Annotated in this window: 15 protein-coding genes; 8 read left to right on the top strand and 7 right to left on the bottom strand. The window is 52.6% G+C overall.

The features are described from left to right. Nucleotides 1–120 precede the first annotated feature (120 nt). From WCC56_RS10750 to WCC56_RS10740, 3 genes are read right to left on the bottom strand one after another with little or no spacing between them, the layout of a single operon-like run. Nucleotides 121–1677, bottom strand: coding sequence for an efflux transporter outer membrane subunit (locus tag WCC56_RS10750; RefSeq protein WP_424692360.1), 1557 nt, complete (start codon nt 1675–1677; stop codon nt 121–123). A gap of 1 nt (nt 1678) precedes the next feature. Continuing rightward, nucleotides 1679–3247 (bottom strand): DHA2 family efflux MFS transporter permease subunit, encoded by a 1569-nt coding sequence (locus WCC56_RS10745; RefSeq protein ID WP_424692359.1) that lies wholly within the window; start codon nt 3245–3247, stop codon nt 1679–1681. Continuing rightward, entirely contained in the window at nt 3244–4389 is a 1146-nt protein-coding gene (locus tag WCC56_RS10740; RefSeq protein WP_424692358.1) for an HlyD family secretion protein, read from the bottom strand. Before WCC56_RS10740 ends, WCC56_RS10745 begins: the two co-directional genes overlap by 4 nt. 273 nt (nt 4390–4662) lie before the next feature. Here WCC56_RS10740 and WCC56_RS10735 point away from each other — a divergent pair, with 273 nt between their 5' ends. Next, nucleotides 4663–4905 carry a hypothetical protein gene (locus WCC56_RS10735; protein WP_424692357.1) on the top strand — a complete coding sequence of 81 codons (243 nt, stop codon included), beginning with the start codon at nt 4663–4665 and terminating at the stop codon, nt 4903–4905. A 39-nt stretch (nt 4906–4944) separates the two neighbouring features. Here the strand turns inward: WCC56_RS10735 and WCC56_RS10730 are convergent, their stop codons facing one another. The 3 genes from WCC56_RS10730 to ompX form a co-directional block, all read right to left on the bottom strand. Further along, nucleotides 4945–6060 (bottom strand): SLC13 family permease, encoded by a 1116-nt coding sequence (locus WCC56_RS10730; protein ID WP_424692356.1) that lies wholly within the window; start codon nt 6058–6060, stop codon nt 4945–4947. 25 nt (nt 6061–6085) lie between these two features. Further along, complete coding sequence (gene mntR / locus WCC56_RS10725; RefSeq protein WP_424692355.1) at nt 6086–6538, bottom strand: manganese-binding transcriptional regulator MntR; 453 nt, start codon at nt 6536–6538, stop codon at nt 6086–6088. Between the two features lie 188 nt (nt 6539–6726). Beyond that, entirely contained in the window at nt 6727–7242 is a 516-nt protein-coding gene (gene ompX / locus WCC56_RS10720; RefSeq protein ID WP_424692354.1) for an outer membrane protein OmpX, read from the bottom strand. 363 nt (nt 7243–7605) lie between these two features. Between ompX and rhtA the strand changes: the two genes are divergently transcribed. The 6 genes from rhtA (at nt 7606) to glnQ (ending at nt 12253) form a co-directional block, all read left to right on the top strand. Further along, entirely contained in the window at nt 7606–8499 is an 894-nt protein-coding gene (rhtA, locus tag WCC56_RS10715; protein WP_424692353.1) for a threonine/homoserine exporter RhtA, read from the top strand. A 384-nt stretch (nt 8500–8883) separates the two neighbouring features. Continuing rightward, the gene (dps, locus tag WCC56_RS10710) at nt 8884–9387 is read left to right on the top strand and encodes a DNA starvation/stationary phase protection protein Dps (protein ID WP_424692370.1); all 504 of its coding nucleotides are present in this window, start codon (nt 8884–8886) and stop codon (nt 9385–9387) included. A gap of 89 nt (nt 9388–9476) precedes the next feature. After that, the gene (locus WCC56_RS10705; protein WP_424692352.1) at nt 9477–9740 is read left to right on the top strand and encodes a DksA/TraR family C4-type zinc finger protein; all 264 of its coding nucleotides are present in this window, start codon (nt 9477–9479) and stop codon (nt 9738–9740) included. Between the two features lie 297 nt (nt 9741–10037). Next, nucleotides 10038–10784, top strand: a complete 747-nt coding sequence (glnH, locus tag WCC56_RS10700; protein ID WP_424692351.1) for a glutamine ABC transporter substrate-binding protein GlnH — start codon at nt 10038–10040, stop codon at nt 10782–10784. 90 nt (nt 10785–10874) lie between these two features. Continuing rightward, nucleotides 10875–11534 (top strand): glutamine ABC transporter permease GlnP, encoded by a 660-nt coding sequence (gene glnP / locus WCC56_RS10695; protein WP_206402762.1) that lies wholly within the window; start codon nt 10875–10877, stop codon nt 11532–11534. After that, nucleotides 11531–12253: a glutamine ABC transporter ATP-binding protein GlnQ gene (gene glnQ / locus WCC56_RS10690; protein ID WP_424692350.1), complete on the top strand. Its 723-nt coding sequence runs from the start codon at nt 11531–11533 to the stop codon at nt 12251–12253. The genes glnP and glnQ overlap by 4 nt, the downstream gene beginning before the upstream one ends. Before the next feature lie 81 nt (nt 12254–12334). Here glnQ and rlmF read toward each other — a convergent pair whose 3' ends face one another. Then, on the bottom strand, nt 12335–13267 hold the full coding sequence (gene rlmF, locus WCC56_RS10685; RefSeq protein WP_424692349.1) for a 23S rRNA (adenine(1618)-N(6))-methyltransferase RlmF: 933 nt from the start codon (nt 13265–13267) through the stop codon (nt 12335–12337). A gap of 101 nt (nt 13268–13368) precedes the next feature. Here rlmF and WCC56_RS10680 point away from each other — a divergent pair, with 101 nt between their 5' ends. After that, entirely contained in the window at nt 13369–13998 is a 630-nt protein-coding gene (locus WCC56_RS10680; RefSeq protein ID WP_424692348.1) for a flavin reductase family protein, read from the top strand. Nucleotides 13999–14302: the final 304 nt, after the last annotated feature.

The following is a 14302-nucleotide window of genomic DNA, read 5'->3' as shown; positions in this document are numbered from 1 at the left end:
TTCAGCTTCTGAAAATCAGAGGACTTGCAGAATAGGCGGCTGTGAAACGGAAACCGCTTTCCGTCACAGCCGCGAGTTGAAATGGCAGGGATGATTGCCGGAGGAGGTCGAACGCAGCCGCTAGTTAAGCGGCTTATCCGCACTCTCTGCCGGACCAAATACCGAATAATCCGGCATCTTCACGTTTTGATACAGCTCCCAGCCGCCGCCGAGCGCTTTATACAGCGCCACCAGATCCAGGCTGCTTTGCACTCTGGCCTGCGCGGCCTGCTGCTTCGCCTGCGCCAGCTGACGCTGTGCATCCAGGGCATCAATAAAGGTTGAAAGCCCCTGTTTGTAGCTGTCGCTCGCCAGATCGAAGGCGTTCTGCATCGCTTCCACCGTTTGATCCAACCCTTCAACCTGCTGCTGATCGGTGCGATAGCTGACCAATGCATTCTCCACGTCCTGCAGGGCAGTAAGCACGGTCTGGCGATAGCCCAATGCCGCACTGGCCTGATCGGCTCTGGCCAGTTTGACGCTGGAGATCAGCCTGCCGCCCTGGAAGATCGGGATCGACACCGACGGGCCAAAACTGTAGAAATTGCTGCTCCAGTTGTCCAGATAGCTGATATCCGAATTGCGCATGCCAAACTGCCCGGTCAGGGACAGATCAGGGAACAGCTGAGCCACCGAAACGCCGATATTGGCGGTCGCAGCATGCAGTTTAGCTTCTGCCTGGCGCACATCTGGGCGCCTTCTGGCAAGCGTGGATGGCAAACCAACGGGCACCACTTTTGGTAATGGCGGCAGGGCTTTACTGGCTATCAGCTCTGCATCAAGCGCACCTGGCGGCTTGCCAATAAGCACAGCCAGACCGTTCAGAGCCTGATGGATCTGCGACTCATATTGCGGTAACTGCGCGCGCAGCGAATTCAGCTGGGCGCGGGCATTTTCCACGTCCAATTGCGGAGCCAGCCCGTTGCGCTGCTGGCTTTGCGTCAGCTCAAAAGTCTGCTGAGCGACATCGATCTGCGTTTGCAATGTCTGGCTGACAGATTGCGCGCCACGCAATTGCAGGTAAGTTCTCGCGACTTCCGCTTCCAACGACACCAGCACATCGTTGCGGCTTTCGACAGACTCCTGTTGCTGGGCATCGGCCATTTCAACCTGACGGCGCACTTTGCCCCACAAATCCAGTTCCCAGGAAGCATCAAACCCACCCTGATACAGCGTCACCGGCTTGGTCAGGCCATCGAGTGCCGAGCTGACTTGCGGATCAAGCCGATCGGTTTGGTCATATACACCGTTAGATTCCAGCTCGCCTTTAATACCCAACTGCTGGCGTTTAGCGGAAGCGTTAGCATTCACCGAAGGGAACCATGCGCCGCGTGCCTGATTCAGCTGCTGACGGGAACCGGCAATACGCAGCACCGCCTGTTGCAGACTGAGATTGCCTGCAATGGCACGATCGATCAGGCTATCCAGCTGAGGATCGTTAAAGGATTTCCACCAGTTAGCATTGGTCGCGGTGGCCTGCGGGTTGGATCCGCTGTCGGTTTTCAGGCTGTTAAAGGCCGCAGGCGTAGAGGGCTTTGGCGCCTGATAATCAGGCCCGACGGAGCAGGCAGACAGGGCCAGCGTAGCAGCCAGCACAGCGCTGAGCCGCGAACGCAAGAAAGGAAGATAAACGTTCATGTCAGTGTGCTCCAGCACTGCCCTCGCTCTTAATCGGCGCAAGCAGTAAACAAAAAGGAATAAGAACCAGGGCGACAAGACTGAGGCCCATAAAGACATCGACATAGGCGAGAATTCGCGCCTGAGCAATCATCTCTTTATACAGCTGCCCGGTAGCGATAGTCACCGGATCGCCCACCGCCGTGGTGAAATCTCTGACGCCCTGCGCCCAGCGTTCAACAGTCAGATTGAACGGCTCATTCAGCGGTGACATGTTATGCACCATATTTGCGCTCCGAACCTGCGCCCTTTCCGTAATCATCGCAGTAGAGAGCGAGATGCCGATTGAGCCAGCCACGTTACGGCACATGGTAAACAGGGCAGAGGCATCCGCATTCAGCCGTTGTGGGATAGTCACAAAGGCGATGGTCGTTAGCGGCACAAACAGGAAGCCCAGCCCAATCGTCTGTGCACTGCGCATTAACACCAGCGTGGTGAAATCCACGTTCGGCGTTAACGTTGCCGAATAGACGAAGGAGACGAACAGGCAGGTAAAGCCAAAGGCGATAATCCATCTGGTCTGAATAATCGGCATCAGCTTCAGCACCAGCGGGATAGAGAGCACTATCAACACCGCGCCGGGCGATAAGACTAATCCCGACCAGGTGGCGGTATAGCCTAAATCCTGCTGTGCCAGCTGCGGGATCACCACCGAACTGCCGTAGAGGATGGCCGCCATCCCGGCCATTAACAGGCTGGCAACAGCAAAGTTTTTGTCCTTAAGGACATGCAAATCCACCACCGGTTTTTTGGCATAGAGCAGCCAGTAAACGGCACCCACCAGCCCGATGGCGGTCAGAATGGCAAAGGTAATGATGAAGTTCGAACTGAACCAGTCATCATCTTCTCCCCGGTCAAGCATCACCTGCAGGCAGCCCAATCCAAGCGTAATCAACCCGATACCGATGTAATCGATATTGAGCTTCCCTTTCGCCCATTTGCGTTCCCACGGCGGATCTTCCAGCAGCTGATAGATAGCCATCACGCTGAAAATCCCTACCGGGATATTGATAAAGAACACCCAACGCCAGCTGTAGTTATCGGTGATCCAGCCGCCCAGCGTCGGGCCCAGCACCGGGGCCACGATAATCGCTATGGAGGAGAGGCCAAACGCCTTACCGCGATCTTCGGGTTTAAAGTAGTCCAGCAACACCGACTGTTGTACAGGCTGCAGACCGCCACCGAAAAAGCCCTGCAACACCCTGAACAGGATGATTTGCCACAGTTCGGTAGCAATCCCACACAGGAAGGAACAGATGGTGAACATGACGATACAGATCAGGAAGAACTGTTTGCGGCCAAACACCCGGCTAAGGAAGGCAGAGATAGGCAGGACGATGCCGTTGGCTACCAGATACGAAGTCAGTACCCAGGTCGACTCGTCGTAACTGGAAGAGAGCGACCCCGCTACATGCGGCAGCGCAACGTTGACGATGGTGGTGTCCAGGATTTCCATGAACACCGCCAGCGTCACCGTCATGGCTACCAGCCAGGGATTGCTGGCCGGCTTCCAGCTTTCGCTGTAACTCATTCCACCGTCACCTTCGGCTCAACCGACAGACCCAGCGGCAGCGGCTTGTTCGGATCCAGGCCCTTATCAATGACGATTTTGACCGGCACGCGCTGGACAATCTTCACGTAGTTGCCGGTGGCGTTTTCTGAAGGGAAAGTAGAGAAGCGCGAGCCGGAGCCCATCTGGACGCTGTCGACGTGCCCTTCCAGCTTCATATCCGGCCAGGCATCCACGCCGATTTCGACTTTGTCGCCTGGCTTCATACGCTCCAGCTGCGACTCTTTAAAGTTAGCGGTGATCCACACATCCGGTGAGACCAGCGAGAACAGTGCGGTGCCAGCCTGAACCAGTGTCCCTACCTGCACATTACGCTTAGTGACAAAGCCATCATAAGGCGCGCGGACTTCGGTATAAGAGAGATTCAGGTTAGCGGTATTCAGCTGCGCCTGTGCCTGCTCAACCTGTTGTTGGCGAGCCTCAACATTGGTTTCCTGCTGACGGACCTGCAATGTAATCTGCGAAGCCACCTCAACCTGAGCTTTAGCACTGGCCAGTTCGGCAGCCGCACTTCTTAACTGCGAATTCGCGGCATCTATATTACGTTGGGAAGTAGCCCGGGGATCGACGCCACGCTGGCGCTTGTAATCTTCCTGCGCGTTCAAGTAATTCGCCTGGGCTTTGGCCTGCTGTGCCAATGCCTGATCTTTCTGCGCAGGATACTGCACTTTAGAAAGTTCCAATGAGGCCTGCGCCTGGTGCAACTGTGCCACCGCCAACCCAAGTTGAGCCCTGGCCTGATCGCGCTGGGCGGTGTTATCACGCGGATCGATAACCACCAGTAAATCGCCCTTTTTCACCCGCTGGTTATCTTTAACACGCAGTTCGGTAACGTAACCGGAAGCTTTAGGCGCGATAGTTATCGCATCCGACTCCGTGAAGGCATCGTCTGTGGTTTCAATATTGCGAGAGGTTAACCAGAAAAACAGCCCAATAATGATCGCCACAACCACCACTACCGCCAGAATAATCAGCGGTTTTTTACCGGGGCGCTTACGTTCTGGTGGCTCGTTATTATCCTGCTGCTGGTTATTGTCATGCTGCTGGTTGTCGTCCTGCTGACGCTGGTCGTCATCTGACCCATTATTCGATTGATTAGCCATAATTCTCATCAGTTAGCAAAGGCCCTTTCCGGGCCCGAAATCACTCAAGCTGCCTTAACAATAGAAGGAATACTGACAAAATCAAACGCAGCTTTACGTCACTATACAACAGGGAAATCAGCGGCAAGCAGCCGGGCGGGAAGTATCACAAAAGGTTTAAGGTTTGGTGAGGATTGCATGACCTGGAATTCTTACTATAGGTGTTGTACCCGAGAGCCCTGAAGATTACCTGCGGACTCCCGGAAATATCACTCAGACTAATAAGGTCATAAAATGAAAACTATCCGTATCGCTAAAACTGCTGTTATCGCTACCGCCGCGTCCCTGCTGGCTTTACTGTTTACCGCTGGAACGGCATCTGCCAGAAACGGCGATTTTGAGTCCTACTCAAATACCTATAGCGTTCAGCAGCAAATGAAAGAAACCTCGCAGCAAAACAGGGATATGCAGCAGCCAATGCCCCCCCAGCATGCCGACACCAAAGACAACGCCGCAATGGACAAAGTGACCAATTAAATGACTGATCATCAGGTCTGAATTCAGAGTATCCTGAATTCAGACCGCATTTAATATCAAAAGCAGCCCCCAGCCAGCCGCCATCGCCCAGACCAGCATCGGTACGGAATAAAGATGAAAATGCCACCAGATGCTGCGATCCTTGGCCATGCGCAGCGCGATAAGATTCGCCAGCGAGCCGGGTAACAGCCCAAAACCGCCAATGTTGACTGCCCAGGCCATCAGGGTGGTGGCCGGCAGGCTGCTCAAGAGTAAGATGGTCGCGGGAACATTACTGATCGCCTGCGACAGTCCGATGGCGAGAAGATACTGCCCGCCTTCCGACAACTGGGTGATGTGATGCAAGGAAGTTTGCAGCACAGGTAACCGGGTCAACAGAAACACATCAATAAACATCGCGATAAAGACTGCCAGCAGGCTCCAGTCGATGCTCAGTAAAATACGCCGCGCCATCACCATAAAGACCGCAAAGACCAACACCAGCCCCCAGATAGCCTGATCTAACTCCAGCGCCACAATAAACAGTCCGTAGAGCACTACGCTTGCTACCAGCAACGGGCGCTGCCACTGTGGACTTTCCAACTCCCCAGACAACTCAATCTTTTTGCGGGAAAAGCAGATCGCGGTCAGCAGCAGCAGGCTGCCAACCATCACAAGGGCAAGCGGAAACATTTGCCAGACAAACCCGGCAAATCCAGCCTCACCGTGACGCCACATCAGAATATTTTGCGGGTTGCCTATAGGGGTCAATAAAGAGCCAGCGTTAACGGCCAGCGCTTCAAAGATAATCAGTCGGGCAATGGGTAAAGCAGAATAGCGCCGCAGTGACAGCGTCAGTGGCACCAGGATAAACAGCGCGACATCGTTCGTCAGAAACGTCGACAGCAAGGCTGCTGCTGCAATCAGGAACAGCGCCAACGTGCGTTGGCGATGGAAGCGTTTGACCAGTCTGCGCCCGACAACATCAAAGTAGCCACTCGCTTCAATGCCTTTGGTCAGCATCAGCAGGCCACAAAGTGTAATAATCGTCGGCCAGTCAACAGCCCTGGGAAGTTGTGGCAGTGAGAACGGGGCAAAAAAGGCCAGTATCAGGCCAAGCAGAACTAACAAATGCAAAAAGCGGTCTTGCAAAAAAGGTCTGAGCAGCGTTGCCATAAAGACTCACTGACAAGGGAATGGGTTATTGACGACTTTCAAAAAACTTCTGGAAGATAGCCAACGTTTCATCACTGACGTGGTGTTCCAGACCTTCCGCGTCACGGCGCGCAGTGTCAGGACTGATACCCAAAGCCAGTAAAAAGGTTTCTACAATATAGTGCCGTTTGCGGCTCTCTTCAGCTAACGCCTCACCTTCCGGCGTCAGAAAGACTCCACGGTAAGGAATTTGCTCAACCAACCCCCCAATAGCCAATCTTTTCAACATCTTAGCTACAGTAGGTTGCGACACGCCCAGTCGGGCAGCCATATCAACCTGACGGGCTTCGCCATACTGGCGGATCAGATCGGAAATCAGCTCAACATAGTCATCAATCAGCTCGCGGCGGTGTGCTTCACGTACCTGGCGGAAGCCTTCGACATGCTCTTCGATCTCTTTAAGGGGCGCAGGCACTGCACTTTTTGCGCGACGACTCATTCAGCTTCCTCTTCTTATTCTCTGATGCCCAAACAGCTTGTAACGGCAACGGGTGCCACATTGTAAACTAAGCTCAAAGAAGCACAAATTTTCGCGTAAAAGTGTCGGTCATTCTGACAGACAAAAAAAATCCGCCACAAGGGCGGATTTTTTATAGCGCCAGCCAGGCTGGGCTTGAAGGTGACAACTTAGAAGCTGTAACCTACGCCAGCAATCCAGGTGCCAACGTCAACGTTACGGATGCGGCTCTGCTCGTAACCAACGTCCAGGGCAACGTCCTGGATGCCTGGGTTGAACTGCATGCCAGCACCGTAGGAGAAACCTACGTCGCTAGAATCTGATTTGTCACGGCTGGTGGTAGAATTCTGCTGGAATTTACCGTAACCAATACCTACAACACCGTAGATGCTTGCCCAGTCGTTAAGACGGTAAGCAGGACCACCAGTGATACCGTAGTAGGAACCTTTGTTATAGATGCCAGCATCAGTATTATCTTTTTCGGTGTAGGTGAATGAACCAATCCAACCCAGAGCATCGCTGCCGTTTTCGTAACGATATTTCAGGTTGAAGCCGTTTGCTTTGTTAGCAACGCCCTGGTAATCGCTCTGAGCGTAACCGCCAGAAACGGTGCTTTGTGCCATTGCTGAACCAGCTGAAACGGCCAGTACACAAGCCAGTGCGGAAAGACATGCAATTTTTTTCATAACCACCTCAAATGTGAAAATATATTCTCCTGACAACGCTGAAAATATAACAAAACTTAGCCAGAAACTCTGCCTTGATTTTGTTGTCCAACACAATGTTTGGTGTAACAGGACGTTAATGAAGGTTCGTATGTCATTCTTTTCTCTTATGAATATCAAGTTCCCTACAGGCTGTCACAGTAATGTAAAAAAATGTTCTCTAAGATAATTCTTACTAAAATCTGACGTTTCTTTACGTAAATGGCCCTGTTTTTGACGCTTCCACGACTTTTTTATCGGCCTTTAGATCCGTTTTATGCCCCCTTCCAGTACACTCAACGGAACTTTTTCTCAAAACGATGGACGAATAAGGTTGGTTCACGGATGTCTTCTGCTGATAAATCCCCACTCTGGCTCCCCATTTTAGTGCTGCTGATCGCCATGACCTCCATTCAAGGCGGCGCGGCATTGGCTAAAACTCTTTTCCCTGTTGTCGGCGCGCCTGGGATCACTGCGCTGCGTTTGGGGCTTGGCACCGTCATACTCTGCGTGATCTTTAAACCCTGGCGTTTACGTTTCAGCCGAAAGCAGTTTTTGCCCCTGTTCCTCTATGGCCTTGCGCTGGGTGGAATGAATTACACCTTCTATTTAGCGCTGCGCACCGTGCCTCTTGGCATTGCGGTTGCACTCGAATTTACCGGGCCACTGGCCTTAGCCCTGGCCGGATCAAGAAGACCGCTGGATTTTGTCTGGGTGTTGCTGGCATTGATGGGGTTATATTTTCTGTTGCCGATCGGCAAAGACATTTCCAGCGTTGATCCTAAAGGGGCCTTATTAGCGGTGGTAGCCGGGGCGTTTTGGGCTGTTTATATTCTTGCCGGTAAACGCGCAGGTTCAGAACATGGTCCTGCTACGGTAGCGATGGGATCGCTGATTGCTTCCATTATCTATGTCCCTCTTGGCCTGGCTTATGCCAGCGCCGGGCTCTGGAGTCTTTCTTTGATCCCCATTGCCCTGCTGATCGCGGTTCTTTCCAGCGCACTTCCTTACTCACTGGAGATGATGGCGCTGACGCGGCTGCCAGCCAAAACCTTTGGCACACTGATGAGTCTGGAGCCCGCAATGGCTGCGCTTTCGGGCATGCTATTCCTGGGCGAGATCCTCAACTTTGTTCAATGGCTGGGCTTACTGGCGATCATTATGGCTTCGGCAGGCTCCACGCTAACCATGCGTTCCTCCAGGCAGAAAATAGATCCCGTTAGCGAGCTCCGCGAATAAAACTCAGATAAACCTCAGCTCTTCAACGGAGTGAGGTTTATAACAGCTGCGCATCAATACGATTATTAAAAGCAGGATTCTCAGTGAGTTCCGCGCGCGGAAATATTCTGTAAGGGTTGTTCATTAAAAATAACAAGCACGCTGACGTTAGTTTATTAAAGAAATAAAACCCCTGTAGATCATGAAGATATAAATCAAAGACTGAGTGATAATATTTATCACTCGCATTTTATTTCGCTAAATTTGTTTACTATCCAACCGTGTAGAGGCGTAAGGCCTGCTCTATTCAACCAATAGGCAGTAACTTTCCGGCAGAGTTATCAAGCGCTGCTATACTTAGTCTCGTACTTAATTAGGACAACCACAATTAAGAGGATATTAATGATGAGTACCGCTAAACTGGTTAAAGCAAAATCTCCTGAGCTGATTTACACCCGCAACAACGTGGCTGACGACGAGAAAAAAGCCACCATCGAGGTGCTGAATCGCTTAGTGACGGAATTCATTGATTTGTCCCTGATCACCAAGCAGGCGCACTGGAACATGCGCGGCGCAAACTTTATCGGTGTGCATGAAATGCTCGACGGTTTCCGGACCGCGATTACCGAACATCAGGATACCATTGCAGAACGTGTTGTTCAGTTGGGTGGCGTTGCGCTGGGTACAACCCAGATTGTAAACGACAGAACGCCGTTGAAAAGCTACCCGCTAAACATTCACAGCGTGCAGGATCACCTCAAAGCGCTGGCAGAACGCTATGCGGTAGTGGCCAATGACACCCGCAAAGCAATCAGTGAAGTAGAAGATGAAGACACGGCAGATATCTTTACCGCGGCATCCCGCGATCTGGATAAATTCCTGTGGTTCATCGAATCGAATATCGAATAATGATGGCAGCCGCGTTTAGCGCGGCTTCATTGAGCAAACCCAAAGCAGATGGAGCTATCCCTCTGCTTTTTTGGCTTCTGGAGGTAACAATGGCAAGTGGATGGGCACGTGACGAAGCTGTTCAGGAACAAATTGATTCCACGCTGGAGGATGCCGTTTCCCGCGCACGGCGGGCAATACATCATGGTGTCAGCGCTGAATATTGTGAGCAATGCGGTGAGCCAATTCCGGAAGCCCGTCGTCTGGCACTTCCCGGCGTGCAATATTGTGTTCACTGTCAGCAGCAGCGAGACAACAAACAAGCCTCTTCGCTTTATAATCGACGCGGGAGCAAAGACAGTCAGTTGCGATAAGCGCGGCTTTTTTTACAGTTAAACAAGACTTCGTTAACAATTATTCAATTCCCTCCTTCACTATCAGTTGTTTTTATCCCTCAGTTTGCTAAAAGATCCCCTGCACCACAATGACCCTTACGCACCAAATTGGTGCGCCATTATGATGCGGGCTGGCTTTTACGTCTGCCACGCCCGACATAAATTGACTCAACGTGCTGTTTTCAATATATTTTGAAAAGTTGGCATAATATTTTCATATGGCTGCTGGCACTCAATCAGGCAAAGACCTTGCCTGACGGCAAAAAGGATAAAAAGATGAAGTCGATTGTTAAGTTTTCTCTGGCTGCGCTGACGTTGGCGTTTGCCGTCTCTTCTACCGCCGCAGAAAAGAAACTGGTTGTCGCGACTGACACCGCTTTCGTTCCTTTCGAATTTAAGCAGGGCAACGAATACGTCGGCTTCGATGTGGATCTGTGGGCCGCTATCGCCAAACAGCTGAACATCGAATATACCCTGAAGCCAATGGACTTTAGCGGCATCATCCCTGCGCTGCAGACCCGTAATATCGATCTGGCCCTGGCCGGTATCACCATTACCCCTGAGCGTGAAAAGGCGATTGAGTTTTCCGACGGCTATTACAAAAGCGGCCTGCTGGTGATGGTGAAAGCCAATAACGACTCGATCAAAAGCCTCGCTGACCTCGACGGTAAAGTTGTAGCCGTGAAGAGCGGCACAGGTTCTGTTGATTACGCTAAACAGCACATCAAAACCAAAGACCTGCGCCAGTTCCCGAACATCGACAATGCGTACATGGAGCTGGGCACCAACCGTGCTGACGCTGTGCTGCATGACACGCCAAACATCCTGTACTTCATCCATACAGCTGGCAAAGGCCAGTTCAAAGCGGTAGGCGAATCTATCTCTGCTCAGCAGTACGGCATCGCGTTCCCGAAAGGCAGCGACGAACTGCGTGGAAGAGTGAACGGCGCACTGAAAACCCTGCGCGAGAACGGCACTTACAATACGCTTTATAAAAAATGGTTCGGCAGCGAACCTAAATAATTTCTTTTTTTGCAGTCTTTAACGCAGGCTCAGGCCTGCGTTTTATTACCACCACCAGAAAACAGTTTTTTTGATCCGGAGAAATAAAGCATGCAGTTTGACTGGAGCGCTATCTGGCCCTCGATTCCGGCCCTGCTTGAAGGCGCCCGACTGACCCTGTGGATTTCGGTCCTGGGTCTGATTGGCGGCCTGATAATTGGCCTGGTAGCCGGCTTTGCCCGTGCCTATGGCGGCTGGATATCTCGCAATATCGCGCTGGTATTTATTGAACTGATCCGCGGTACGCCGATTGTCGTGCAGGTGATGTTTATCTATTTTGCGCTGCCAATGGCGTTCACCGACCTGCGCATCGATCCGCTCAGTGCCGCCGTGGTGACCATTATGATCAACTCCGGTGCCTATATCGCCGAAATCACCCGGGGTGCCGTACTTTCTATTCATAACGGCTTCCGTGAAGCTGGTCTGGCGCTGGGCCTGTCCCGCCGCGAAACGCTGCGCTACGTGATTATGCCGTTAGCGCTGCGTCGTATGTTGCCCCCTCTTGGTAACCAGTGGATTGTCAGCATCAAAGACACTTCGCTGTTTATCGTGATTGGCGTGGCCGAGCTGACCCGCCAGGGGCAGGAAATTATTGCCGGAAACTTCCGTGCGCTGGAAATCTGGAGCGCCGTGGCCGTTATCTATCTGTTTATTACCCTGATGCTGAGCTTTATTCTGCGTCGCATTGAGAAAAGGATGAAAATCCTGTGATTGAATTTAAAAACGTCTCCAAGCATTTTGGCGAAACTCAGGTTCTGCACAACATCGATCTGACCATTCAGAAAGGTGAAGTCGTGGTGATCATCGGGCCTTCCGGCTCAGGTAAATCCACCCTGTTGCGTTGCATCAACAAGCTGGAAGAGATCACCAGCGGTGAGCTGATTGTTGATGGTCTGAAGGTCAATGACCCGAAAGTGGACGAGCGCCTGATCCGTCAGGAAGCTGGCATGGTCTTCCAGCAGTTCCACTTGTTCCCGCAGATGAACGCGTTGGATAACGTGGCTTTTGGTCCGATTCGCGTTCGCGGCACGAAGAAAGCGGAAGCGCACCGTCTGGCAAAAGAGTTGCTGGGGAAAGTCGGCCTGGCCGAGCGTGCCCATCACTTCCCTTCCGAGTTGTCCGGTGGACAGCAACAGCGCGTAGCAATCGCCCGTGCGCTGGCGGTGAAGCCAAAAATGATGCTGTTTGATGAGCCGACCTCAGCGCTTGACCCGGAGCTGCGTCACGAAGTGTTGAAAGTGATGCAAGACCTGGCTGAAGAAGGCATGACCATGGTGATCGTGACCCACGAAGTGGGCTTCGCGAAGAAAGTCGCCTCACGTCTGATCTTTATTGATAAAGGGCGTATTGCTGAGGATGGTCACCCGGATGAGTTGATCGACAACCCGCCGAGTGCCCGTCTGCGCGAGTTCCTGCAGCACGTTTCTTGATATAAAAAAGGGCGAACTTTCGTTCGCCCTGCTTCCCACTACTCTCTTTACTGCCCACTTCCCGTCTTTTCCTGCGCCGGATTAAACGCGGCCCATCTGACGTTCGCGAGCCGGTTTTTCCATAAAGGTCCAGGCTATGATCCGGCTCTGTTTTTGCCCCTGCGCCATTTCGATGGTGCGGTAGGCAACAACTTCGTTCTCTTCCAGCACGCGCCAGATATCGGGCAGGTTCTCTTTACGGGAAACCAGTGAAGTGAACCAGACGCACTGGCGGGAGAAGTTCACGCTCTCGGCGATCATGCGGCTGATAAAGCCTTTCTCGCCGCCTTCACACCACAGTTCGTCCTGCTGGCCGCCGAAGTTCAGTGGCGAATTTTTCGCCAGCCCAAGGTTACGCACTTTACGCTGGGTGCCCTGCTGAGCATCACCAGCGGAAGCGTGGAACGGAGGATTACACATCACCGCGTGGTAGAACTCATTTTTGTGGATGATGCCACTGAACATCAGGCTACTGTCTTTCTGACGACGCAGGCGAACGCCGCGGTTCAGGTCAGGGTTAGCGGCAATGATAGCGTTAGCAGCTTTCATGGCTTCTTCATTGACTTCGCTGCCGGTAAAGCGCCAGTCGTACTCGCGGAAGCCGATCAGCGGATAGATGCAGTTAGCGCCACATCCAATATCCAGCACGGTAATGTTACGCGGCACAGAACGCTTATTATCTTCAGCCAAAAGGTCGGCAAGATGGTGGACATAGTCCGCACGGCCTGGCACCGGTGGGCAAAGAAAGCCTTCTGGAATTGACCAGTTAGAGATTTGATAGAAATGCTGCAGGAGCGCCTGATTCAGGGTACGCACCGCCGCCGGATCGGCAAAGTTCACCGACTCATCACCGTGCTGGTTAACGGCCACAAAGGCTGCCAGCGGAGGGTAGCTGGCGATCAGCGCAGGGAAGTCATAACGCGCGCGGTGACGGTTACGGGGATGAAGCTGAGTTTTTTCGGCGGTGTATTTCATGAGCGGCTCTCTTGTCTGAAGGCGCGTAAGATACCTGCTAAGGTAGAGATCGTAAACACTTCCCGACTTTTTTCGGCAATCATAAAGATAAAGGCGTTCAGATGACCCACTCCCGTTATTCGTATCAACCCCGTCTTGGCCATGGTTTACCGCACGATCCGTTGAATGCCATTATCGGCCCACGTCCGATAGGCTGGATCAGTTCGCAAAGTGCCAAAGGCGATCGCAACCTTGCGCCCTACAGTTTTTTTAACTGCTTTAACTACAAGCCGCCGATCATTGGTTTTTCAAGCCAGGGCTGGAAAGACAGCGTGGCCAACATTGTAGAGACCGGCGAATTTGTCTGGAACCTGGCAACGCGAGAGTTGGCAGAAGCGATGAACGAGAGTTCAGCCTCGGTGCCAGGAGAGGTGGATGAGTTCGAGCTGGCCGGTTTAACCGCGCTGCCAGGCACACAGATAGCTGTCAGCATGGTAGCGGAGAGCCCGGTCAATTTTGAGTGCAAGCTGACACAGGTGTTGCAACTTGAAGGCGTGAACGGCGAGAAGCTGGAGCAGTGGATGGTCTTTGGGGAAGTGGTAGCGATTCACATTGCCCCCACTTTGCTGGAAGACGGCATTTACCAAACGGCGAAGGCCAATCCGATCCTCAGAGCAGGCGGCCCGAGCGCCTATTACAGCATCAGCGAAGCGTTACGTTTCGATCTGAGGCGACCGGATGCGCGTAAGTAGCGAAAATCGGTCAAGGGTAAGGACGGCTGCGGTGGTAAGGCGTCATCATAGCGCGCGTTGCTAAGGTCAAAACCGGCTGCGGTGGTAAGGCGTCAGCATAGCGCACGTTGCTAAGGTCAAAACCGGCTGCGGTGGTTCGGCGTCAGCATAGAGCGCGTTATCCGAGACGCTCGTAGGGGAAAATGCAGCTCCACACAAAGTCGCAGCAACAGTGAAAGCCTGGATGCAGCATCCCTGCTGCATACACTCGGCTAACGCGCTCTATGCCGCCACCCATTAACTTCAGCGTTGATGGGAGGTTTGG

The sequence above is a fragment of the Erwinia sp. genome, from assembly GCF_049696395.1.
Lineage (GTDB): Bacteria > Pseudomonadota > Gammaproteobacteria > Enterobacterales > Enterobacteriaceae > Erwinia.
Note: the sequence above shows the minus strand (reverse complement) of the source record. Positions and strands in the feature narration are given on the sequence as shown.

Coding starts and splice junctions, on each gene's coding strand:
- glnH (WP_424692351.1), top strand. CDS start 10,038: ATGAAGTCGATTGTTAAGTTTTCTCTGGCTGCGCTGACGTTGGCGTTT.
- WCC56_RS10745 (WP_424692359.1), bottom strand. CDS start 3,247: ATGAGTTACAGCGAAAGCTGGAAGCCGGCCAGCAATCCCTGGCTGGTA.
- rhtA (WP_424692353.1), top strand. CDS start 7,606: ATGTCTTCTGCTGATAAATCCCCACTCTGGCTCCCCATTTTAGTGCTG.
- glnP (WP_206402762.1), top strand. CDS start 10,875: ATGCAGTTTGACTGGAGCGCTATCTGGCCCTCGATTCCGGCCCTGCTT.
- dps (WP_424692370.1), top strand. CDS start 8,884: ATGAGTACCGCTAAACTGGTTAAAGCAAAATCTCCTGAGCTGATTTAC.
- WCC56_RS10680 (WP_424692348.1), top strand. CDS start 13,369: ATGACCCACTCCCGTTATTCGTATCAACCCCGTCTTGGCCATGGTTTA.
- WCC56_RS10705 (WP_424692352.1), top strand. CDS start 9,477: ATGGCAAGTGGATGGGCACGTGACGAAGCTGTTCAGGAACAAATTGAT.
- WCC56_RS10740 (WP_424692358.1), bottom strand. CDS start 4,389: ATGGCTAATCAATCGAATAATGGGTCAGATGACGACCAGCGTCAGCAG.
- WCC56_RS10750 (WP_424692360.1), bottom strand. CDS start 1,677: ATGAACGTTTATCTTCCTTTCTTGCGTTCGCGGCTCAGCGCTGTGCTG.
- rlmF (WP_424692349.1), bottom strand. CDS start 13,267: ATGAAATACACCGCCGAAAAAACTCAGCTTCATCCCCGTAACCGTCAC.
- mntR (WP_424692355.1), bottom strand. CDS start 6,538: ATGAGTCGTCGCGCAAAAAGTGCAGTGCCTGCGCCCCTTAAAGAGATC.
- WCC56_RS10730 (WP_424692356.1), bottom strand. CDS start 6,060: ATGGCAACGCTGCTCAGACCTTTTTTGCAAGACCGCTTTTTGCATTTG.
- ompX (WP_424692354.1), bottom strand. CDS start 7,242: ATGAAAAAAATTGCATGTCTTTCCGCACTGGCTTGTGTACTGGCCGTT.
- WCC56_RS10735 (WP_424692357.1), top strand. CDS start 4,663: ATGAAAACTATCCGTATCGCTAAAACTGCTGTTATCGCTACCGCCGCG.